Origin of the sequence: Neobacillus sp. SAB-20_R2A, assembly GCF_049568635.1 — a bacterium.
GTDB classification, from domain to species: Bacteria; Bacillota; Bacilli; order Bacillales; family Cytobacillaceae; genus Neobacillus; species Neobacillus citreus.
The window spans coordinates 5355165-5378405 of sequence record NZ_CP145895.1 but is presented as its reverse complement, the minus strand read 5'-3'; the positions used below and the strand labels follow the sequence as shown (position 1 = coordinate 5378405).

Sequence of the window (23241 nt, the reverse complement as noted above, 5' to 3'; positions counted from 1 at the left end):
ACGCGTATGACAACATTGCAAAATCAAAAACTATCAGAACGATTCGAAGTGGCCTTCAACCAAATACATGCCTGGCTGCAACGGAATATAGTGGAGGAACGATCCGACAAGTTTACCGACCTGCTTCGGTCAGGGTTTCCGCGTCATTCGATTATTCGAAAGTACTACCATGACTTGAAAATGTTTGCCCGCCTCCGGAACTCCATTGTCCATGACAAGGTGGAACTAGGGTTTTATATAGCGGAGCCGCATGAGGCTGTCGTTGAAAAAATCGAACTGATTGCCGAGTTGCTCTTAGAGCCAAAGGCGGCATATTCTATTGCTTCTAAACCAGTATTCTACTATTATGAAAATGCTAGACTAAAGGATATCTTAACAGTTATCCAAAAGAAATCCGTTTCGCTTTTTCCTATTTATGATGAGAACGGTTTTAAGTGGCTGTTAACGGCGGAGGAAATCATCGGTTGGTTTGCCAATCATCTAACCGGCAACAGTATCGTGATTGACGAAGTAGAAGTAGGAGAGCTGTTTTCTGAAAAAAGAAATCGCCGTGTCGAGTTTGTTGGCAAAGATATTGATATCTTCGAGGTAGAAGAGATTTTTGAACAATATCACTTAAAAAATCAAAAGCTTGAGGCCGTCATCATTACAGAAACCGGAGAACAGCAGCAAAAACCGCTCGCCATTGTCACCTCTTGGGATTTAGTAGAAATTGATGCTATAGAGTAAAGGGTACCTGACCCCCGCTGCATTAACACTTTAAAGCAGCGGGGGTCAGGTACCTGTTTTATTTGCCCTTAATGAAATATTGAAAATATTACGTTGACAAAGGTTTTGACGGAACTGGTTAAATAGTGCCAGTTGGACGTGAATTTTTCGATATCGAAAGCGACAATCGCAATCAGAAGTGCGGCAAAGGCCAGGATGTAATTCGTCTGCGATACCTTTGCAATATTTTTGTCGAGCGTCCTGCCGCCCATCGTGTCGATAATATGATGCCATAATTTGACCAGCTGTCCTTCGCCAATATCCGTGATTTTCTTCTGCTTATTTAGTTCCTTTTTTTCATAGAGACAGTATTGATAGATGGAATTGATCATCGCTTTGAGAAAATCGTCGCTGACCCCGGCCCTTGAATAGATAATCGTCGAAGGGATACTGATGCGAATGTTATACTTCTTGCCAATCGGTGATAGTTTACTAGGTTCGGTGATATCAAAGGCCATTGTCGTTGTATCATTCGAGAAGACCGGGTCTTCTTTTTTCATGAAAAAGTTAAACCCTTCATGGATAATAAAAAGCGGGTAAATGTCAAAGTCTATAAACTTTAGAGCCCGGTTCGGCTGAATGATGGCATTTTGGATAATTTCCTTTGAATAGGATTTCAGGTTTTGCCTTATATTACGCAGTTCAGGGTGTAGGTTTTCCCCTTCAAGAATAAACCGGAAAATGACGCGATGATGGTAATATCCCATTTCCGCTGTTGTGATGGTACAAGCCGATGTGTGAAGGCTTGCCATTATTTCCTTTTGATTCAAAGGATAGTTAACCCATTTACTGGGCTGGTTGACTCTTTTGATGCCCAATTGATTTTCGATATTGGTATTGATTATGTCTAATTGTTCATTGCTAAAAACGATATTTTCGTCTTCTTCCCCTTGAAATGTAAACAGTCCAAGTATGTATACTTCCGCTTTCAACTGTAACTTCCCCTTTTCCCCTTTGCCATTTTTCTATTTAACGAAGTCATGGACGGTTTTTGATTGAAAGGCCTCATGGATGCTTTCGAATGATACGGCGTTTGGATATTCAATCCGCTGGCCAATCATGACCACCTTGCCGGATTCGCGGAACATTGGCAGGTCATTGGCGGAGTCGCCAAAGGCCAGGATATTTTCCTTCTCTATTTGTAATTCTTTCGCCAGCTTTTTTAAAGCGGCCCCTTTGTCCACCCCAACAGGAACAATGTCGATGGCATCCACATGCACATACATCACGACCTCTTTTTCAATCGGGGTCAGCATTTCCCTGATATATTCCGCAAGGTGCGGGACTTCCTGTTGGTTTTTTGGAAAAATAGTCAAGGCGATGCGGTTGGGTTGAATCCAAATCTTATCCTTAAAATCTGCCACGGCTTTCTTTTCGATTTCATCTAATACCGGAGGTCTTTTGACAATATAAGATTCCTCTAACGTGGCAGCATTAAAAATAACGCCGCCGTTTTCGCCGATTATTTGGGCCTTTTTCAATCCCATCCCCCGCGCCAAGCCTGCTAAGTAATAGGCCGGTTTCCCGGAACAAATTCCAATCATGAGCCCGCTTTGTTCATAGTGCCTTAATTGTTCCGCCACTTCCTCAGGAATTGCTGTTCCGTGCTCAGACAAAGTCCCGTCCACATCAAAAACCATTAACTTCATTTTGTCACATTCCTTTATACCAGCTGCACATTTTTGCGATTCTTTTGCCATAGCTAATTTTTCCTATTAATAACATATTATCCTTTAAATAAGGGCTATGTAAAGAGCGGTGACCGGCACTGGGACGGCCATCTTAATGAAATTTTTGCTCATCATAAGATTCTCTAACACGGAACCAGGGGGATACTTGAATGTGAATACCTTACAGCTTGTTCGCCAGCTAATTTTTCCTACATATATAAACCAAAAAGGCCCTTATCGATTAAGGGTCTTTTTGGTTTGCCGCTGTGTTCGATTGTTCAGTCTCTGCTTTAGCCTTCGAGTCTTCCTCATAATTGGTCAGACCTGCACTCGTATGGGCAAAGTTGTTGCGGTCACCGTGGATATTGCCCAGGCCCTGATTATGTTTTTTATTGCTTTTAAAATCCTCGATGAAGTTGTTGCCGATACTGAACACGGAGGCTGCTTGAATGCTGCCAATCTTGATGTTGCCGATATGAAAGGTCGGCGATAAAATGGGGGATGCCACGGATTACTCATCCTTCCTGCCTTTGGTTTTGATCCAATAGCCGTGAGTTAGTGTGTTCTCATTTCCTGATAAAGTCCCGATTACTTCATTTATCGTCGAGTCGCTGTGAAACTGTTTATGGGTATTCTTTTTTCCAAAGAACACCCCCGATGAGTCGCTGATATTGGTAATGCTGATCTTTCCCAACGAAAGTTTCATCCGAATTCAGCCCATTTCTTTTTTCGTTATCATATTCCGGGTGTGGGCGAATGACACAACTTTTCCGGAGGTTGGGCGAAATTCACCATACGAGCACTGTTCATATGAATTTAAAAAATGGAAGTATAACCGTCCAAACGAAGAACCTGCAGGCCGGGGGTTTCGTGGGGGACGTGGGGAACCTGCCTTTAGCCGCCATTTCGGAAACGGAAGCCTTTAGAGGTTTTGGTAATGTTTTCGTTTGAGGGCGCGGCCTCTTCTTCAGACATGGCCTCTTGTTTTAGCTCCTGCTTGTCAATCTTTTGGATAATCGAAGCGGCGAAATCATCAGAGCTGGTAATGTTCGTGCCAATCAGCAGCTTCCCGCTTAACTCATCAATTTCGATGTTATCTAATTGAAAGGTGATGTTCTCCAGATAATCGATTTGTACTTTATCGATATGGATGCTCTTTCCGTTTGGTTCCTGCTGCTGCTTTTCGAGGAGCTCAATCATCCGGTCCAGCTTATCTAAAAGAAGGGAGTTTATTCCATCATCGTTTTTCGTCTGCTTCTTCTTCCGAGAAAAAAACTTGAACATAAACTCCCCCCTTTGTTACGAATTTAAAAGGCTCGCCCAAAAACTTCCTACTTCTAACTATATGACTTTGTTGGAGCGGTTATTCAGTGGCCTGCCTCGCACTTCTCTGGGAAAGGATTGTGGAAATTTCACGGCAATTTTTGGCTGTTACTGTCCATATCGGCGGGTCCTACGGATATTTCGTGTTAATATTTTGCTGATTTTGTCAGAGGAAGTGGTACATTCGGACAATTTGTGTTAAGTTGCCCCCGATTTTGTCCGAAGAGCTCGGTCATTCGGACAATTCGTGTTAAGATTTTCCCAGTTTTGTCCGAAGAGACCAGTACTTCGGACAATTCGTGTTAATATTTTGCTAGTTTTGTCCGAAGAAGCCCGTCATTCGGACATTTTGCATTCATTTGCCCCTCGTTTTGTCCGAAGAAACCCCTCCTCCGCCAAAAGACCCATTCCTCTCCCCAGCCCTTCTCCCTCATAAAGGTCTTGTGGTAAAATAAACCTGAATTTTCCTTTTAAGTGGGTGATGGCATTGCCTGTGTTAAGGCTGTCGAGAATAGAAAAAAGAACGAAGGTGGAGGGCCCTGGCTTAAGGTATTGTATTTGGGTTCAAGGCTGCCCAATCCGCTGCGAGGGGTGCTTTAACCCGCATACGTGGGACCCTAACGGCGGCATCTTAATGGATATTGACGAAATCTACGAAGATATCAAAAGTACTTTGGAAGCATCACCTGAACTAGAAGGCGTCACTTTTTTAGGCGGCGAGCCGTTTAGCCAAGCCCAGGCGCTCACCATCCTTGCGCAAAAAATAAAAGCACTGAAGTTATCGATTGTGACGTTTACCGGCTATGAATATGAAACGATTTTGAAGTCGCCTAATTCAAGCTGGCACAGCCTATTAAAAGAAACAGATTTATTAATAGACGGCCCCTACATCCAAAGCCAGCATGACCTGAGCCGTCCGTGGGTTGGTTCGAAAAACCAGCAGTACCGCTTTTTGACGGATGCATATAAGCATCTTGAAACCAAACTGGCGCAGATTCCCAACAAATTAGAAATAAGGCTCCATCCCGACGGAACGATATCCGCCAACGGAATGGCGGAGCCAATCGATTTACATATGTTACTAGAACTAGATTACGAAAGAAGGAGATAGATAACATGAGTCTTGAAATTGTGCTCGTTCCGTTGGCCATTGCTGTCACAAAAGAGGTTGTCGAAGGAATCGCCAACCGTTCGCAAAAAAACAATCAGGACTACGCCGTCCTTCCGACCAGAATGAAGGATGAGTCCCTGCTTCAGCAGGCGCTGGAGGAGTGGAGCTGTTCGTTCCGCAAAGCAGAGACACTCGATTCACTAAAAACAAACAATGAGAACGAAGTGACGTTTATCGTCAACGAAGAGGGCTGCTACTCGCTTGTCCTCCCGAAATCAGCCGACATCAAGGCATTCGAGGAATGGATTGAGAAGGTAGAGGGTTCCTACACCCATTACCTGCAGCAGCGAGTCTATCAACATTTACTAGAAAAGGCGAAGGAACAGGGAATGGTTTTAGAAAAAGAAGAACTGCTCGAAGATCATTCCATCCAGCTCACCTATTTGGTGAATCGATAAAAGGGGGAGCACGACTTGGCGAAAGTATATACAGACAGGGGCAGGAAATGGGAGATGTTGAACAGCTGGTGGATCATCTTCACGTTTCTGCCGATCGGCATGACCAGTTATATTGCATTTTTCTATGCCGGCACCAAAGTGAAAAACAAGCGCTGGCGAATCTATGGGCTTGTTTATCTGGCAATCTTCCTTCTGGCATTTATCCCAACCTACACTGAATTTGAAGCGATGATTTTTCTGGCATTGTGGATTGTTCCGATTATCCATGCCTTTAAAATCCGCCCGGCCTATCTGGTTCAATTGGATGTGTTAAAGGCTAATGAAAGATTGTATTTGGACCAAGAGGTTTCGAAGCTTAGGCGGGAGGCGGAAGCGAAGTTTGGCAAGACGCAAAAGCCGCCGCAGCCGAAAAGGGAGGCCTACGTGAACCAGCAGGAGGCAAGCACTGCACCAATGTCCCCTCCAATCCAGCCGCTTTTTTCCGAAAAACAAGAAATCAAGAAACTCAATATTAATCTAGCATCGGAAAAGGAAATTGCCGCTATCCCTGAGATTGGGATTATTTTAGCAAAAAAAGTCGTCGTCAAACGTGAGGAACTTGGCGGCTTCGAATCGTTTGAACAGTTCGCGCAAATCATGGGATTGAAGGAGCACACGCTGGAAAAAATGAAACATCGTCTGATTTTCTCCGAAATGGACCATACTGATACACATATCCATTCTGGAAGAGTCATTGATTATTAAGTAAGTAGGCAAGCCGGGCGGTTCCGGCTTCCTTTTTGCCCGAACCGTTCCAAACCAAGGTGGAACGGTAAAAATAGAGTCGATCTATTGCCAGGTCCATTCCAAAACAAAGGGGAACGGTAAAAATAGAGTCGATATATTGCCCGAACCGTTCCAAACTAAGGTGGAACGGTAAAAATAGAGTCGATATATTACCAGGTCCATTCCAAAACAAAGGGGAACGGTAAAAATAGAGTCGATATATTGCCCGAACTGTTCCAAACCAAGGTGGAACGGTAAAAATAGAGTCGATATATTACCCGGTCTATTCCAAAACAAAGGGGAACGGTAAAAATAGAGTCGATATATTACCCGGTCCATTCCAAAACAAAGGGGAACGGTAAAAATAGAGTCAATATATTGCCCAAGCCATTCCCAAACAAGAGGGAACGGTAAAAATAGGGGTGGTATATTGCCCGACCCATTCAAAATCAAAAAATAACGAAAAAGGTGCGATATTAAACCAGTTGAAGAGTTTCCCCATGAAGGCCCTATGAGGACAAGACGCTCCAAAAAAACGAGTAAAGTGTCCTCATAAAGATCCCATCAATACGATCACTCCAAGTAATCTAGAAAAAGGAGGAAGAAAATGGCTATCGTCAAACAAAAAGGAACGAGAACACTTCTGGCCAACCTACTGAAGGCCAGATTTCCTTATTTATATATCCAAACCTGGGAGGAAGACCGCGTCCTATCCCTAATTCGCTCGGTAGCCCAGGATGCGGAACTGATTAAAACACCGCGCGAAGTGTTTACCTGGAGCATCACAAAGGGGATTCAGGACCATAACCGGCAGTCGGTCGGCATCGGTGACAGCAAACAGCCGATGAAGGTGCTCGAGTTTATTGAAAAGCATGATAAACCGAGCATCATTGTGCTTCAGGACTTTCATATCTATTTCGGCGGCCAGGGGCGGCATGCCGACTTCCAGGTGATCCGAAAGCTAAGGGATATTTTATTAAAAATAAAGCAAAGTCCGAGCCCGATCAATGTCATCTTCACCTCGCCGTTTCTCGTGATTCCGGATGATTTGCAAAAAGACATCACGATTGTCGATTTCGACCTGCCGAACTTCCACGAAATCCACGCAGTACTCGACGAGATGATTCGCGTCAATCAGCAAACGGGCCGGATTCAAATCTCCTTAACCACCGAAGAAAAAGAGCGACTTGCAAAAGCCGCACTAGGGCTGACCTTGTCAGAGGCAGAAAACGCTTTTGCCCGCGCAATGGTCGAAGACGGCCGGCTCGATATCAGTGACGTCAAAGTCATCTTGCAGGAAAAGGAACAAATCATCAAGAAAACAGGTATTCTCGAATTTATCGCCAGCGATTTAAAAATTGAGGATGTCGGCGGACTAGAAAACCTCAAACGCTGGCTTTCAAAGCGGAACAAGTCGTGGCTCGATTCAGCCCGCAAATATGGCCTGCCCGCGCCAAAAGGGGTACTGATTACGGGCGTTCCTGGCTGCGGAAAAAGCTTAATCAGTAAAGCGATCAGCTCGATGTGGCAGTTGCCTCTGCTAAGACTCGATATGGGAAAAATCTTCAGCGGGCTGGTTGGCAGCAGTGAAGAAAATATGAGAAAGGCGATTAAGACCGCCGAAGCGATATCTCCGTCCATCCTCTGGATTGACGAAATCGAAAAAGGGTTCAGCGGCATTACAAGCGGCGGGGACAGCGGGACCTCATCACGGATCTTCGGACAGTTTTTAACATGGATGCAGGAAAAAACAAGCCCTGTATTTGTCATCGCAACAGCTAACAACATTTCCGGACTACCGCCGGAATTAATGCGGAAAGGACGCTTTGATGAAATCTTCTTTGTCGACCTGCCGACGCTCAGGGAGCGAAAAGAAATCCTTAAGGTACACATCCAGAAGCGCATCAAGGATGAGGAAGTAAAGGGAGATTTCCGATTAACGGACGAGGTGCTTGATAGGCTTGCAAGAAACTGCGACGGCTTTGTCGGCGCAGAGATTGAGCATCTTGTCATCGATGCCTTGTTTGAGGCCTATTCCAATGACCGGCCGATTCGTCTGGAGGATTTCGAACGGGCGATTGCCAATACGGTGCCATTGTCAGTGACCCAGGCCGAGCAAATCCGCGGAATCCGAGAGTGGGCCAACGTCCGTGCTGTAGCAGCCACACCGCAGGAGGATCTCAAAGAATATGGAAAAGACCCTGTGCTTGTACCAGGCGGCGGATTGGAAAAGGCAGATAGCCCAAGTTATGCGGATGATGTCCGCTTTAACCGCGGCGGCAGGACAATCGATTTCTAAAAAGGGAGTGAAGAGGGCAGATGGAGGAAAAACTTCAAATCCGCATTTTTCCCGATGGCCGGATTGAGGCGGAAACATTGGGTATTAAAGGGGAAAAGTGTACAGATTATATATTGATATTAGAAAACATTCTGAACGCCCAGGCCGTCCAAGCGGAATATACGAAGGAATTCTACGAAACCGAACAAGTCGACCTGCAGCAAACTCAGCAGAATACTTTAAAATAAAACCTACTATTTATCAATAATAAGCGAAACTCGCCGCTGTAGTGGCGAGTTTTTTTATCGTGCTTCAACCGTAAAGACAAATCTGCCTTAATCCCAAAAAAAATGGAGTCTCGGACATACCCAACTGTTTTTTGCAAATAATAAAATTGCTAAATAATAATCGAGGAGGACTAGTATGCAGCAGAATCAACAAGCTAAACCAAATACAGCTTCTGTTATGAAACCAGAATTTGCCGGAACGGATGCTCAACAAGTTAAACAACAAATTCAAAAGGATGTAAGCGCAGGACAAGGTGCCATGACTTCCCGTGAGGCAGGAGCAATGCGCGATTAAAAAACCACTCTAAGTGGTTTTTTATTTTTATTCAGCTAACGCAAGGGAAACGCTTTCCTATAAAATGGTAATTTAGTCTCTTTTTGTAGGACATTAGTTATGTGAGAATAAGATTATGGATAATTATGGCGAATCGCAAGCTGGTTTTGCAGCGTTAGAGATAGCATGCAAGGAGAAGAATGATGAATGTTACGTTAATTAATAAGGAGCGGATTCACTCGATATCCCTGCCGGAAAAGGTGCGGGGACAGTATTGGATATACGATTCCAATGGCAAATCCTCCAGAAAACTGATCGGCATTGAAGGGATCAATGGAGAGTGGATTTTAAAATCGAATAAGGATGTGAAGGTTCTCGACAATACCGGGAAGCCGATCCGAAATACGGTCTTGCAGCCGTTAAGCATATATAATTTAGGACTTTATACCCAAGACCAAAAAACGATCATTTTCACAGAGCCGAGCACGGACGACCGACAAATTTTTACAAAATACTTGGTTAACCGAGATATCGAAATTACCATCGGCCGGACCGAACAGAACGACATTGTGCTGGCCAATCGTTTTGTCTCGGCATCCCATGCAAAGCTGTCGTTTCATAACGGCCAGTGGCGCATCGAGGATGAAAACAGTTCAAACGGAACCTTCGTCGCTGGGGAAAGAGTGAAAAACAAAGCCTTAAAGATTGGCGACACCATATACATAATGGGTTATAAAATAATCATCGGCAGCTATTTTGTTGCTTTTAACAATCCGGATGGAACACTCTCAATCCGGACCAATGCCTTAAAGCCGTTCATACCGCAAACGGTCGAAACCCCGGATGAAGAGGAAGAGTACGAAGTACCGGAAACCGACTATTTCTACCGTTCGCCCCGCTTTAAGCGCGATGTCGAAAAAGCGGTTATCAAGATCGATTCCCCGCCGCCGAACGCGATTGGCGAAGAGATGCCGATGATGCTGGTGATTGGCCCGTCGATGACGATGGGGATGGCCTCGATGGCGACTGCGCTTTTTGCTGTAAACAACGCGATGGCGACTGGCGATATTTCAAGGGCGATTCCGTCGATCGTCATGTCGTGCAGCATGCTGCTTGGAACCATCCTCTGGCCAATCCTAACCAAAAAGTTCGATATGCGGCGCAGACGGAAAAAAGAGAAAATTCGCCAGGAAAAATACAAGGATTATCTCGACCGAATCGCTGTCGTCTTTAATGAGGAAGCGGAAAAGCAGGAGGAAATTCTTCGGGAAAATCATGTTCCCATCAGCGATTGCATCAACCGGATTGAAAATGTCCAGCGCAATCTGTGGGAGCGCGGCCCCGGCCAAAACGACTTTCTGAAATTGCGGGTCGGCACAGGCAGCGGCCTGCTTGCAGCAGACCTTACCTATTCGGAGAAAAAATTTTCGATTGACGATGATAACCTGCAGGAAGAATTGTACACTTTGGTGGAATCGCCAAAGGTTTTGAAAAATATTCCGATTACCCTATCGTTATATGAAAATCATATTTCCGGCGTCATCGGCGCACGCAAGCAGACAATCGAGTTTGCCAAAGGGTTGATTTTTCAATTGGCTGCTTTATACAGCTACGATGAAGTGAAAATGATTTTCGTCTATGACCAGGAGGAAGAAGCACAATTCGGCTTTACAAAATGGCTCCCTCATGTGTGGAGCAACGATAATAAATTCCGCTTCATTGCCACCAACAATAATGAGGTGAAGGAAGTTTCGGCGTATATCGAAAAAGAAATCGAAATCCGCGCGAATACCAATGACAGCGAGATGGAGGATATCAAGCCGTACTACATCGTGTTTGCCCTAAGCAAAGAGCTCGCCTTCAAAGCCGAGATGCTGAAGCAGGTGTATGCCAAGAAAGAAAACCTGCATATCAGCGTCGTCACTTTTTATGATGAACTGAAAAACCTGCCAAAAGAGTGCTCGATGGTGGTGGAGCTGGAAGAAAACAGCGGGAAGCTGTTCGACAAAAACGATATTACTGGGAAGACGACTTCTTTTACACCGGATATCTTCCTAAACGGTGCCGACCCTTACCAGTTGAGCGTGAAGCTGGCCAATGTTCCGCTTGATGAGCTGGCCAATTCCTTTAACCTGCCGCAAATGGTCACGTTCCTAGAATTATACGGTGTGGGCAAGGTGGAGCACTTAAACGCTTTGACCCGCTGGAAGGACAACGATCCGACAAAGTCACTGGAAGCGCCGGTCGGCGTCGACACTCTCGGCGAATTGTTCAAGCTTGACCTGCATGAAAAATTCCACGGCCCGCACGGCCTAGTCGCCGGTATGACGGGTTCGGGTAAAAGTGAATTTATCATTTCCTATATCCTGTCGCTGGCGGTAAATTACCACCCGCATGAGGTGGCGTTTATTCTAATCGACTACAAAGGCGGCGGGATGGCGAAATCGTTTGAAAAATTGCCGCACACAGCCGGCATCATCACGAACCTGGACGGCGCGGCGATCAAACGCTCGCTGGTGTCCATCGAAAGTGAATTGAAGCGCCGCCAGGCTATTTTTGCCGAGGCCAGCAAGCTGGTTGGCGAGAGCAATATCGATATCTATAAATATCAAAAACTATATCGCGAAGGAGTCGTCCGCGAGCCGCTTCAGCATTTGTTTATCATTTCCGATGAGTTTGCCGAACTGAAAACGCAGCAGCCGGAGTTCATGACGCAGTTAGTCAGCGCCGCGCGGATTGGCCGGAGCCTGGGCGTCCACTTGATTTTGGCTACACAGAAGCCTAGCGGTGTCGTCGATGACCAAATCTGGAGTAACAGTAAATTCCGGGTCAGCCTGAAGGTGCAAGAGCGGGCCGACAGTATGGATATGCTGAAACGTCCGGATGCAGCCGAGCTTACCGATACAGGGCGATTTTACCTGCAGGTCGGATATAACGAATTGTTTGAAATGGGGCAGTCCGCTTGGGCCGGAGCGCCATATTACCCGTCCGATAAGGTGGTTGTTGAAAAAGATAACAGCGTAGTCGTTATTGACCGGAACGGCCGTCCGATTAAACAGGCGAAGATTGATAAAAAGAAGGGCCTTTTCACAAATCCGAAAAAGCAGCTTGATGTGATTACTGATTATTTAAGTAATATTGCGGCTGAGGAGAATATTAAGATTCGTCCGCTCTGGCTTGAGCCGATTCCAGCCCTTATTCTTCTAGAAGATATTCGAAAAAAATACAATGCAGATCGTGGTACTTGGCTAACCTCGGAAAATAAACTAGATGTTTTTCAGGAGGCTGTCAGCGAAATTGCAGCGGCAGCGGAAACCGTGCAAGAAGACGTTCGGAAATCGTTCACGTCTGCAAACCGGAGGGCTTCCTTTAAGCTCAACCCGGTTATCGGCGAATACGACGACCCGGTCCACCAGCAGCAATGCCTGCTTCGCCTGCCGCTCACCGACGAAGGCAACACCATCATTTACGGAGCAGCCGGCACCGGCAAGACGACCTTCTTAAATACGATGGTTTATTCGCTCATTCATGAGCATACCCCGGACGAAGTCAATCTCTATCTATTAGACTTTGCTTCGGAAACATTGAGGGCTTTTTCAAAAGCACCACATGTCGGCGATGTCATCCTTTCGTATGAAAGCGAAAAAGTCAGCAACCTGTTTAAAATGCTGCAGGGCGAAGTGGAAAAGCGGAAGAAGCTGTTTGCCGATTACGGCGGGGATCACCGGTCCTATGCCGAGGCAACGGGCCAGAAAGTTCCGGCGATTGTCGTTGCTATCCATAATTTCTCTGCATTCACTGAGATTTACGATGAAAAGGAAGAAGCAGTCTCCTACTTGTCGCGTGAAGGCACAAAGTATGGAATCTATTTCGTCCTCACCGCACTTGGAACCGGCGCTGTCCGCTTCAGGCTGCTGCAGAACTTTAAGCAGCTAGTAACCTTGCAATTAAATGATCAGGCCGATTATGCGACGGTGGTTGGCAAGACGGATGGTTTATTCCCATCGAAATTCAAAGGCCGCGGCCTCGTCAAGCGGGATGCTATTTATGAATTCCAGGTCGCGCAAATTACCGCCGGACCCGTGCCATATCCAACTATTCAAGCAGAATGCGAGAAGCTGCAGGAAGCCTGGATAGGAACAGCCGCTAAGAGAATTCCGATTTTGCCAGAAAGAGTGGACCACGAATTCCTGGCTGAATATTGCGGTTCAAAGGGAAGTCTGAGCATTCCAATTGGCGTGGAAAAGAACTCGCTGCAAATTCACTATTATCCGTTCGGCAAATCCTATATCCATATGATTCTATCAGCCGGAAGGGAACACGAGTTGTTCGTCCATGATTTATCTCAGTTCATGGCGCAACAGGCAGGCTTAGATGTAACTGTGATTGACGCTGAGCAAAGTTTTATTGAGAAAAACAATGCTGGTTTCAAATATTATTCAACAACCAAAGAGTTTGAGGAGATAATGGCCGACCTGTTTGATCTCGTCGTCTACCGCAACAACACCTTCAAAGAGGCATTGGAAGAGGGGCGGACAGTGGAGCAATTTGAACAAAAGGTGATTATCATCAATTCGGTTGCTGCTTTAAAAAATGCTCTTTCGAATCTGGGGGCTGAGAAACTTGGCTTAATTCTGGAAAAGGGCGACGCGAAGTATAACGTGACCGTTATTTTTGCTGAACAATACAAGAATCTGTCCGGGCTGACCTTTGACAAATGGTACAAACAACATATTCACAGTGGAAATGGTATTTGGATTGGCAGCGGCATTACCGAGCAATTCCAGCTCAAGCCGGCCAAGACCACATCCGAAATGCGTGAGGAGATGCAGGCGGAGTTTGCCTACTCCCTCCAAAATGGGAAGGCCGTCAAGGTCAAGTTATTAAACTCGCAAAAGGAGAATGATGACGACGATGAATAAAGTACTCGTGGAAATTTTTCTTCCTGCTGCAGACCAAAGCTACGATGTGTACATTCCGTTGGAAAGTCAAATGAGCGAGGTCCTCACCCTAGTGTCGACGCTAGTGACCGACCTCTCCGATGGCAAATTCAAAGCGATGGGCAGCGAGGTTTTATGCGATGCTGAAACAGGAATTATTTTCAATATTAACATGCCAGTTGCCGAACTGGGCATCAAGAACGGTTCGAAACTCATGTTGATATAAATTTTTACAAAAAGAGAAAGGAGAATGACAAATGGCGAAAAGAATTAGAGTCACACCTCAAGAACTTGAGGCGGCATCCAAAAAATTAGCCGAACTATCCGAAACCTATACAGGTATCTATACCCAGCTTATGCAGGCAGCGAACACCATGGGTGAAGCATGGGAGGGCGAGGATAACCTTGCTTTCGTTGATCAGATCAACGGCTTTAACCAGGATTTAAAACAAATGGCCGATAAGCTTCAAACGGCAAGCCGCACGCTTGATACGCAGCGCGCCAACTACGCTGCTACCCAAGAAAACAATATGGTTCAAGTTAGAAAACTAACAAACTAGGAAGGAGTGACTAAACAATGGCAGGTTCCATTAAAGTAAGCACGGCCCAGGTGGCTGATATTGCAAATACGATTGAAAGACTGAACCAACAACTGATGGAAGAATTAAAAAACAGCCAAAGCACGATAAAAAATCTTACCAATACATGGGAAGGGGAAGCAGCACAAGCAACGGTTTCCGCTTATGACGAGTTTTCCGCGAAGTACTTCCAAACCTATTACGACATTCTTGATAACTATGTAAAGTTCTTACGTGTCAATGTTGACCAAGGCTACTTTGAAACAGAAACAGCCAACGTTAACTTGGCTGACGCTTTTAAATAAACGAATTTTTGGAAAAAATTATGACGCTAAAGGTGATGGCATGCCAATCGCCTTTAGCTTGACCTTGAAAATAATTCCGCCCGGATGAAATAGATACTGATACTTGGTTTTTCTCAAAGAAAGTGGGTATTAATATGCTGAAAAAAATATTGAAAAAGGTGAGTGTCATCGCAATGGGACTATCAATTTTTAGCTTGATTGGCTGCAGCGAAATGGATAAAGAGCAGGCCACCGATGTCGAAAAGCTGCTCCAAAAAAAGTATCACCAGGAATTTGAAGTGACCCATATTGGCGGCCGATATGGGACGGCGACGAATGATACGGTTACCACTTATGTCCACCCAAAGGACCAGAAGGACTTGGTATTTAAGGCGGTTACGACAAAGGATGGAGAGCTTGTGAGTGATGGCTATATTCCAAGTCTGATTAGCAAGTCCTTCAATCAAATTATCACTCGGGAGCTTTCTTCTGCAGGAATTGAGAGTGAAACACACACAGTAGCGATGGAAGCAGACAGTTCGGCGGAGACCAATCCGGATATTTCTTTGGAAGAATACGTTAAGGCTTATAAACCAGGCTATTTTTCAGGAGATATCATTGTCAAGGAAAAGCCTGATCTGTCACCGGAACAGTTTGAAAAGGCACTGACTGCGGCTTATCAAGCCGGGGTAAACACCGCCTATCAAGTGACTGTTCATGTGATTGCGGAAGATGAATATGACAAATGCGTAAAGAAATTTAAAGAGGTTCCTTATGTCACCAGTTCATGGTTTATTGACTACAACGTTGTAAAAGAATTTGACGCAGTTGCGGACGCCAATGGCTATCATTTTGCCGATGCTTCGGCAACAGCTAAGGACGGTGAGTAGCGTTGGCAGATAAGACTGCTTTAACGGAGCAAGAATTGAAATTTGCCACCGATATCGCTTATCTGGATTTGGAACTCCTAAAAGACAAATCACGCAAAAATATTCCTGGTTCTGTTGGTGCAGGACACAGCCCGGACAATACTGTCGGGGGGCTTTTGAAAATGAAGGCGGACGGTAGCTCAAACTATTCACAGGGCCATTTTGATCAGCTGACTAAAGGCAAAGACGTGGGTAATGATCAAAGTGTCAGTCTAGATGCAGGTAAAATCAATCAACTGCCTAGTGAAGCGAAGGATTGGAAAATTGTCAAAACGTTTGACCAAAATAACCCTGGGCAATCAGGTTTCTATGGTGTCGTTATCGAGACCGATAAAGGCTTAATCGTCTCCTTCCGCGGCAGCGAATCACCCTCAGAGTATCAAAATATTCAGCAGGACTGGCTCAAGGCTGATGCTGCTTTAATCTCTGGCAGGCTTACAGACCAACAAAGAGATGCGCAGCGATTTATCGATGAGCTTAAAAAAGACGGCTATTTTGACAAGTACGACAATATTTCGTTTGCCGGGCATTCGTTAGGGGGAAATCTTGCGGAACACGCGACCTTCTACGCGGCAAAGCTTGGCTTGGCCGACCGGATTGATAGAACGATCAGCTATGATGGACCGGGCCACTCCAACGACTATTTGGAAGCGCACAAAGAGGAAATTGCATTGGCAACGAGTACGGTACAAATGGATCATGTTCTGCAATCTCTGGTAGGCGGCATACTGCAGCATGCCGATGGGGTGAACTATTTTTATGCCGATTTAGTCGGAGAAGGTGCGGTTCAGCATGGTACGGAAAATGTACACTTTGATGAAAATGGCAATATTGTGCGAACCGACCAGCCTAATGCTTTATCCACCATCATCTCAAAGTATATTACATCGCCATTTACGCAAGGCTTGGACCGCCTTATTAGTCCTGCGGTAGGTTCTTTTTTAACTACTGCTTTGGTCGCCATAACTGACGCCGGCTGGAAGCTAAAAAACGCCTTATATCAAGATGGAAAAATGACCACTGCCGGAAAAATTCTAGCGGTAACCGTGACAGTCGCTCTTGTTGTCACCGCCATCGTTGCGGGTCCTGCTCTGTTGGCGGCAACCGTTGCTCTGGTGGAATTTGCGTTTGTTGCGATTGGATATGTGGCACTGTTTGTTGCTTCGGTGATTGCGTTTGAGGTTCTAAGTGATGTTGCCGATGCAGTTGCGGCGTTTGCGGAATATGTGTTCACGGACTTGATTCCGGAAATTATTGACCGGGTGGCCGAAGGGGTGGCCCAATTTGCGAACTGGACCAAGAAACAGCTGACAGAATTCCGGGATATGCTGGCAGAGAAATTTAATCATTTTCTTGGCGGCTTGAAAAATCTGTTTGGTTCCGGTCCGAAAGCTGTTCCGACGCCGCATATTCGGATTGACACCTATAAACTCAGGGCTTACGCGAATCGGCTGGATTCGGTGAAAGCGCGGATTTCCGAAGTCGATTCGAAATTGAATTATCTCTATCTATCAGAAGGCCTGCTTGACATCATCCATTTGGCGATTGCAGAAAATCTGCCGACAAAAAGGCAGATGAATAAAGTCATAGATTACTTGCGGGATACGGCCGCCGACTTTGACGAAGCAGAAAATCGGATCATGAGTATTTAAGGGCAGGGGGCGAAAGAATGAGCGGTTTAAGCAGTGCAAAAGCAGAATTAAGCAGTATTATTTCCGAGCTTGAGTCCATCGAAGCGGGGCTCCGCCATGATTTTAAAGGAATTGGCAGCGAAGTCGCCGCGGCCCGCATCCGTGATTTTATTGAGGAATGTGAAAGGGCAAAGCGAAGCTTAAGCAGGGTAAATCCATCTAATCTATCAGAAGCCTTTTTAGCGAAATTAGGGATAGGCAAAGGCTGATAAGGGGGCAGTGAAGCGATGAGTCAAATAAAAATTGATACGGCGAAGGTCGTAAACACGGCCAGCCGGATTACCACTATCAATCAGCAAATCGATGCTGAGTTTGCACGAATGGAGAAGGCCATCGCGCATTTGAACGGCAGCTGGCAAAGCAGGGCTTCGGATCATGTCATCGGCCGTTTCCATTCTATTAAACATGCTTTTAAAGACAGCCGGTTTCAGGTGATGCAGAACTATTCCAAATTCCTTGTGCAGCAGGTATCGGACGGCTACAACAAGACGGAGACTGTCAATACAAATTTGGCAGACTCTTTTAAATAGGAGGAACGGAAAATGAGCTCTTTCATTGATGTCGATTACCGTGAGTTTGAAAAGGCGGCTTCAGCTGTGGAGGACTATGTGGATAGGCAAAAACAAAAGATGTCACAGGCGAATCAAGAGGTAGCCTCCCTTGGGGAAGGCTGGCAGGGCCGGGATTTTGAACGGCTTCAGTCCAAATGGAATGAGCTGGATAACACCGGTTCCACAGCCGTAAACCTGCAAAAGAGCCTCAAGGATTACGCGGATGTGCTCCGGTATGTGGCCGTTCAATATAAAAAAGCGCAGAAAAAGGCGATTGATCGAGTGAATAGTTTATAAGTTTAGTATTTTAAAGCAGGAGATAGTTATGGGAAAAACAACTGTTGAACAGCAGGCAAATAAATATTTGGTCGTGAACAAGCTGATTGTACCCGAGGCCATTAATGAACGGGAACTGAAGGGCATTGCAGCGGGACTGTCTGGCAGTCTTTTGCCGGTTACGGCCGAGAAGACGAAAAAGGGACTCGTTCTAAGGTGTTATGTCGAGGGGATGATGACGCTGCAATCCTATTTCAGTGGGATTGTCAGTAAGAAAATGTTCTTGGGGACGATGGCCAGAATTGCGGCGGTTGCCAAGGAATGTGAGAAAAACTTGCTAAATGTAAGCAATCTCATGTTGAATTGGGAAACGATTTTTCTCGACCCGCGGACGAAAGAGGTCAAATGCATTTACTGGCCGATTGTCAACAACCAAAACGCGAGTGTAGTGCCTGACTTTTTTAACGATATTACCTTTCGGGTGGTGTTTAATAAACACGAAGACAATGGCTATGTGACCTCCTATTTGCAATATTTCCGCAGCCATAGCCCATTTTCAATTAATGGTTTTGAAAAATTATTGTTTGAATTGCTGGGGAAAACAGTCGACAACAAGGGGTACTTGCCGTCCGGTTCGACGGGCAGTGTGGGCGAAGGTCCGCGGGAATCCGGGAGGATTGGGTATGGGACCGGAGCTGGGAAGACCGGGAATGCGGCCAGTGAAAAAGCTCGCCCCTCGAGCATTGCCTATAATCCGTTTGGCAATCAATATGATTTTTCAAAAAAATTAAAGGCATGTCCGCAGTGCGGGGCCAACAGTATGGAGGATGCCAAATTTTGCTCGGCGTGCGGGGCGCCCTTGGAGGGGCTGGCGGGCAGGCTTGAGGCTGCTGCGGAAACAAAAGAGCCTTTTGTGGCAGTGCCATCCGAAACGGAACATTTCAGTGGAACGACGGTTTTGGGTGTTGAGGATGTTGGCGGGACAACGGTACTTGAGGCTGATGTGTACGAAGAACCCCGCTTCCCTTATCTGGTCAGGGAGAAGACGCAGGAAGAAATCAGCGTCGACAAACCCGCCTTTCGGATTGGCAAGGAGCGCAGCTTTTGCGATTATTTCGTTTCCAGCAATAATGCCATCAGCCGCAGTCATGCCGATATTATCACAAAGGGCGGCCGCTATTATATCATCGACAATAATTCTACCAACAAGACTTATGTCGATGGCCGGGTGATTCCGGTTATGAAGGAGATTGAAATCTTTTCAGGTACAAAGCTGCGCCTAGCTAATGAGGACTTTACTTTTTATATATAGACTGTTTGGTCAACGGACAAAACCGTTGGAAAAATCAGAGGAAATGTCCGAAGGCAAGGTACCGATTATTTAGGCAAGGAGTTTAGATAATGGAAGTGTTATCCACGGCAGTTACAGATAAGGGGATTAAGAAACCGACGAATCAGGACAGCCTGCTTATAAAGGTTGCCGAAACATCGATGGGAGAGGTCGTTTTAGCTGTCATTTGCGATGGGATGGGCGGACTCTCCAAAGGGGAAGTGGCCAGTGCCAGTGTCGTTCGTGCTTTTTCAGAGTGGTTTGAAACTGAACTTCCGGAACAGCTTGCCCGGAAGGATTGGGACGATATCCAGTATCGCTGGGAGCGAATCATCAAAGAGCAAAACCAACGGATTGCCGAGTATGGGCGCAGGGTGAGAATCCAGCTGGGCACGACGATTACTGCGCTGCTTCTCATCGACACCACGTTCATGTTGATTGGCCATGTCGGCGACTCGCGCGTCTATCGAATCGGGGAGAGGCAGCTTGAAATCCTGACAGAGGACCAGACGGTGGTCGCTAGAGACCTGAAGCGGGGTACGATTACGCCGGAGCAGGCTAAAACTGACCCTCGGCGAAATGTCCTCCTACAGTGCATCGGGGCATCAAAGCTGGTTGAGCCTGAATTTATCCATGGCCGCGCAACCCCTGGCGAAGTCTATATGCTTTGTTCCGACGGGTTCCGCCACATGCTTACCGAGGAGGAAATTTTTCAAGCATTCTCCCCGCAGGTATTGACGGACGAAGCGGTAATGGAAACACACGCAATCACTTTAGTGGAGCTTAATAAGCAAAGACAGGAAACAGACAATATCACTGTGCTGCTTGTAAAAATTCAGTAGGGATGGGGATTTCACGTGGCAGCAATTGGATCCGTTATAGATGGAAAATATGAAATACTGAAGCAGATCGGCCAAGGCGGGATGTCCAAGGTGTACCTGGCCATGGACAAACGCCTCAACAAGCAGTGGGCCGTGAAAGAGATTGAAAAAAGAGGCAGGGACAAAAACAACGAGGTCATTATCCAGAGTGCCATCGCCGAAGCGAACATGATTAAACGCCTCGACCACCCTTCTTTGCCTCGGATTGTCGACATCATCGACAATGGCAAAGTTATTTTTGTCATCATGGATTATATCGAAGGGGAGCCTCTGAGCAAGATTATGGAGGAGTATGGCGCCCAGCCCCAGGATCTGGTGATTGAATGGGCGAAGCAGCTTTGTGAGGTGCTCGATTATTTACATACCTGCAATCCGCCGATTATTTATCGGGATATGAAGCCGGCGAACGTGATGCTGAAGCCGGATGGCAATTTGAAGCTAATTGACTTTGGGATTGCCCGTGAGTACAAGGAGCAGAATCTTGCAGATACCGTCAGCTTAGGAACGAAGGGTTACGCGGCCCCGGAGCAGTTCGGCGGGAAGGGTCAGACCGACCCACGGACCGATGTTTACTGTTTGGGCGTGACGCTCTATCATCTGGTGACCGGGCACAACCCATCCGAGCCTCCTTATGAGCTTTACCCCATCCGCCAATGGAACCCGTCGTTGTCGGGCGGTTTGGAACGGATTATTGAAAAATGCACCCAGCTGAATCCGGATGATCGTTATCAATCGTGTGCCGAGCTGATGTATGCGCTGAACCATTACGAAGAGGCTGATGACCTTTATCGCGCCAAGCAAAAGAAGAAGCTGCGCGGTTTTTATGCGCTGGCGGGGGCTTCTGTGTTGAGCCTGGGCATTGGCATTCTTGGACAGGTGATGAACATTCAAACGAATAATGCCGATTACAATAAAACGGTTCAGATGGCGGAGAAGGCTGCAACCGATCAGGCGAAGATTGATTATTTTTTAAAAGCAATCGATATTAAGCCGGTTGAAACGAAGGCCTATTTGGGATTGCTCGGCGCATTTAAGGGAGATGCTGCTTTTTCAGTCGAGGAGGAGGAGCAGTTTAAGAAAAAAATCAACGCCCACCTTATCGAGTTTCGCGACAATCCAGAGTATCCTGACCTCGCTTTTGAAGTCGGTAAGATGTATTGGTATTACTACGACTATGGAAAGAGTGAAAATAGCGACAACCAGATTACGAGAATGAAAAGCTCCATCCAATGGTTCGAGGACGCCGTCCAGTACGGCTCGAAAAAAAGCGATTATTACGAGATGGCCTTGATTTACCGCGATATCGGCCAGTTTAATCAGAATATCACTCTCCATATTGAAGAGGCATCCGACAAAGGCAAATACAAGCCGTATTGGGAAAATATCAAGGGGCTGATAAAAATGGTTGATAAAAGCCCTGAAGAGAGTGAAATTGTTAAACTCGAACTCTATAAATTGACGATGTATTCGATAGAAACTTATGCCAGGAAGTTTAAATTGGATGGCGTGAAGGAAAGCGACCTTCGTGCAGTGACAGAGGCCGTCAAGCAGAGCACCAAGGATGTCGAGGTCACCGCTGAGAAGACGGAAACAATTAAGAAGGACGTTGTCGATCGCTTTGCCCTCACCGAAAAAGCTGTTGATAACGCCTTTCGGAAGGAATAGGGGGTGACGAACATGGGAGCAGCAGCATGGCAAATCATTTCCATCGTCGGATATTCCCTCGCCGCCGTATTGTTTATTGTTGCGGTAGTTTTATTTTTCAAAATGAACATTTTGGCCATCATCGGCGATTTGTCTGGTCGGACCGCCGCCAGGCAGATCGAGGAAATCCGCGAACGAAACAAAATGACGGGCAGCAAGCGCCACCAGCCGGATGCCTTTAATCTCGACCGCGGGTCGCTGACCGAGCCAGTCGGGGTTCGCAGGCTGTGGACAGGGCGGACTGGGAATACGGGCAGGACCGGAAATACGGTCATAAATGGGAACACGTCTCGGGCCGGGAACCTGGCCGGAGCTGCAGCAAGACCGGGGGATACTGTTGGAAGAACAGGGAATATGGGGAATGCGGCATATTCTGTTGTGAACACAGGGAACATGACTGACACAGCTGCCCCAGGATTTACTGGTGCTAGAGGGAATACGGTAAGTACTGGCACCGAGTTTAATACTATAAACACGGGTTTTACTGGAAAAGTAGATCCTAAAGTTTTCGAGAGCGGCTCCTCTGAATCAACCGAAGTGCTGGCGAATGCCGGGACGGAGGTGCTTTTCCAGGCAGATGAACATCTATCAGAAGGTACGGCTGTCCTTTTAAATGAAACCGAGGTCCTTCTTGAGAGCAGTACGGAGGTGCTGTACGAAAGTACAGAGGCATTTGAGCCTGGCGTAGTGTTGCTGGATTCAGGAACCGAAGTATTGGATTCGGGGACCGAAGTCTTGGAAAGCGGCACGGAGGTTTTAATAGAAACAAATGAAACCACCGTATTAAACCCTGCCGTTGAATTGGAAGATGAAGAAGATGCCCCACTTGGAAAGATAGAATTTAGGATAATTAGAGATATCAAGATTACGCATACGGATGAAGTGATCTAGAAGCGGGGGAAGGTAACCAATACAGTGTATTGGTGCCCGAAACCACCAAAAGATTGCTGGAAAGGTAACCAATACAGTCTATTGGCGCCTGAAATCGGCAAAAGATTGCTAGAAAGGTAACCAATACGGTCTATTGGCGCCTGAAATCGGCAAAAGATTGCTAGAAAGGTAACCAATACAGTCTATTGGCGCCCGAAACGGCCCAAGGATTGCTGGAAAGGTAACCAATACAGTCTATTGGTGCCCGAAATC

The 23241-nt window shown here is 46.3% G+C and carries 25 protein-coding genes; 20 read left to right on the top strand and 5 right to left on the bottom strand.

Going from position 1 to position 23241, the window contains the following annotated elements:
• Positions 1–6: 6 nt before the first annotated feature.
• Entirely contained in the window at positions 7–729 is a 723-nt protein-coding gene (locus V5M37_RS26425) for a hypothetical protein (RefSeq protein ID WP_423799847.1), read from the top strand.
• Between the two features lie 68 nt (positions 730–797).
• Here the strand turns inward: V5M37_RS26425 and V5M37_RS26420 are convergent, their stop codons facing one another.
• The 5 genes from V5M37_RS26420 to V5M37_RS26400 all read right to left on the bottom strand — a co-directional run bounded on the left by V5M37_RS26420 (position 798) and on the right by V5M37_RS26400 (position 3722).
• Positions 798–1700 (bottom strand): hypothetical protein, encoded by a 903-nt coding sequence (locus V5M37_RS26420; RefSeq protein WP_423799846.1) that lies wholly within the window; start codon positions 1698–1700, stop codon positions 798–800.
• Between the two features lie 33 nt (positions 1701–1733).
• Positions 1734–2468, bottom strand: coding sequence for an HAD family hydrolase (locus V5M37_RS26415; protein ID WP_423799845.1), 735 nt, complete (start codon positions 2466–2468; stop codon positions 1734–1736).
• A 211-nt stretch (positions 2469–2679) separates the two neighbouring features.
• Entirely contained in the window at positions 2680–2946 is a 267-nt protein-coding gene (locus tag V5M37_RS26410) for a hypothetical protein (protein ID WP_423799844.1), read from the bottom strand.
• Positions 2947–2949: 3 nt separating this feature from the next.
• A complete protein-coding gene (locus V5M37_RS26405) occupies positions 2950–3132 on the bottom strand; it encodes a hypothetical protein (protein WP_423799843.1) in 183 nt (60 codons plus the stop codon).
• A 200-nt stretch (positions 3133–3332) separates the two neighbouring features.
• Complete coding sequence (locus V5M37_RS26400) at positions 3333–3722, bottom strand: hypothetical protein (RefSeq protein WP_423799842.1); 390 nt, start codon at positions 3720–3722, stop codon at positions 3333–3335.
• A 520-nt stretch (positions 3723–4242) separates the two neighbouring features.
• Here V5M37_RS26400 and V5M37_RS26395 point away from each other — a divergent pair.
• From V5M37_RS26395 to V5M37_RS26305, 19 genes are all read left to right on the top strand, one after another.
• Entirely contained in the window at positions 4243–4872 is a 630-nt protein-coding gene (locus tag V5M37_RS26395) for a 4Fe-4S single cluster domain-containing protein (RefSeq protein ID WP_423799841.1), read from the top strand.
• Between the two features lie 5 nt (positions 4873–4877).
• Positions 4878–5330 carry a hypothetical protein gene (locus V5M37_RS26390; RefSeq protein ID WP_423799840.1) on the top strand — a complete coding sequence of 151 codons (453 nt, stop codon included), beginning with the start codon at positions 4878–4880 and terminating at the stop codon, positions 5328–5330.
• Between the two features lie 15 nt (positions 5331–5345).
• Entirely contained in the window at positions 5346–6074 is a 729-nt protein-coding gene (locus V5M37_RS26385; protein WP_423799839.1) for a ComEA family DNA-binding protein, read from the top strand.
• A 628-nt stretch (positions 6075–6702) separates the two neighbouring features.
• Positions 6703–8394, top strand: coding sequence for an AAA family ATPase (locus V5M37_RS26380; RefSeq protein ID WP_423799838.1), 1692 nt, complete (start codon positions 6703–6705; stop codon positions 8392–8394).
• A gap of 20 nt (positions 8395–8414) precedes the next feature.
• Positions 8415–8621, top strand: coding sequence for a DUF2997 domain-containing protein (locus V5M37_RS26375; protein WP_423799837.1), 207 nt, complete (start codon positions 8415–8417; stop codon positions 8619–8621).
• Positions 8622–8796: 175 nt separating this feature from the next.
• Positions 8797–8955, top strand: a complete 159-nt coding sequence (locus V5M37_RS26370) for a hypothetical protein (RefSeq protein ID WP_213143942.1) — start codon at positions 8797–8799, stop codon at positions 8953–8955.
• A gap of 182 nt (positions 8956–9137) precedes the next feature.
• On the top strand, positions 9138–13856 hold the full coding sequence (essC, locus tag V5M37_RS26365; RefSeq protein ID WP_423799836.1) for a type VII secretion protein EssC: 4719 nt from the start codon (positions 9138–9140) through the stop codon (positions 13854–13856).
• The gene (locus V5M37_RS26360) at positions 13849–14100 is read left to right on the top strand and encodes an EsaB/YukD family protein (RefSeq protein WP_217035851.1); all 252 of its coding nucleotides are present in this window, start codon (positions 13849–13851) and stop codon (positions 14098–14100) included. Before essC ends, V5M37_RS26360 begins: the two co-directional genes overlap by 8 nt.
• A 31-nt stretch (positions 14101–14131) precedes the next feature.
• Positions 14132–14434 (top strand): WXG100 family type VII secretion target, encoded by a 303-nt coding sequence (locus tag V5M37_RS26355; protein ID WP_213143944.1) that lies wholly within the window; start codon positions 14132–14134, stop codon positions 14432–14434.
• 17 nt (positions 14435–14451) lie between these two features.
• Entirely contained in the window at positions 14452–14757 is a 306-nt protein-coding gene (locus V5M37_RS26350; protein WP_213143945.1) for a WXG100 family type VII secretion target, read from the top strand.
• A 134-nt stretch (positions 14758–14891) separates the two neighbouring features.
• Positions 14892–15626, top strand: coding sequence for a hypothetical protein (locus tag V5M37_RS26345; RefSeq protein ID WP_423799835.1), 735 nt, complete (start codon positions 14892–14894; stop codon positions 15624–15626).
• Positions 15627–15628: 2 nt separating this feature from the next.
• Positions 15629–17317, top strand: coding sequence for an Mbeg1-like protein (locus V5M37_RS26340; RefSeq protein WP_423799834.1), 1689 nt, complete (start codon positions 15629–15631; stop codon positions 17315–17317).
• 17 nt (positions 17318–17334) lie between these two features.
• Positions 17335–17565, top strand: coding sequence for a hypothetical protein (locus tag V5M37_RS26335; RefSeq protein ID WP_213143948.1), 231 nt, complete (start codon positions 17335–17337; stop codon positions 17563–17565).
• A gap of 18 nt (positions 17566–17583) precedes the next feature.
• Complete coding sequence (locus tag V5M37_RS26330; protein ID WP_213143949.1) at positions 17584–17886, top strand: WXG100 family type VII secretion target; 303 nt, start codon at positions 17584–17586, stop codon at positions 17884–17886.
• Positions 17887–17898: 12 nt separating this feature from the next.
• Complete coding sequence (locus tag V5M37_RS26325) at positions 17899–18204, top strand: WXG100 family type VII secretion target (protein ID WP_423799833.1); 306 nt, start codon at positions 17899–17901, stop codon at positions 18202–18204.
• Between the two features lie 28 nt (positions 18205–18232).
• Positions 18233–19495, top strand: a complete 1263-nt coding sequence (locus tag V5M37_RS26320; protein WP_423799832.1) for an FHA domain-containing protein — start codon at positions 18233–18235, stop codon at positions 19493–19495.
• 89 nt (positions 19496–19584) lie between these two features.
• The gene (locus V5M37_RS26315; protein ID WP_213143952.1) at positions 19585–20355 is read left to right on the top strand and encodes a PP2C family protein-serine/threonine phosphatase; all 771 of its coding nucleotides are present in this window, start codon (positions 19585–19587) and stop codon (positions 20353–20355) included.
• 15 nt (positions 20356–20370) lie between these two features.
• Positions 20371–22059, top strand: a complete 1689-nt coding sequence (locus V5M37_RS26310; RefSeq protein ID WP_423799831.1) for a serine/threonine protein kinase — start codon at positions 20371–20373, stop codon at positions 22057–22059.
• Between the two features lie 12 nt (positions 22060–22071).
• Positions 22072–22989 (top strand): hypothetical protein, encoded by a 918-nt coding sequence (locus V5M37_RS26305; protein ID WP_423799830.1) that lies wholly within the window; start codon positions 22072–22074, stop codon positions 22987–22989.
• Positions 22990–23241: the final 252 nt, after the last annotated feature.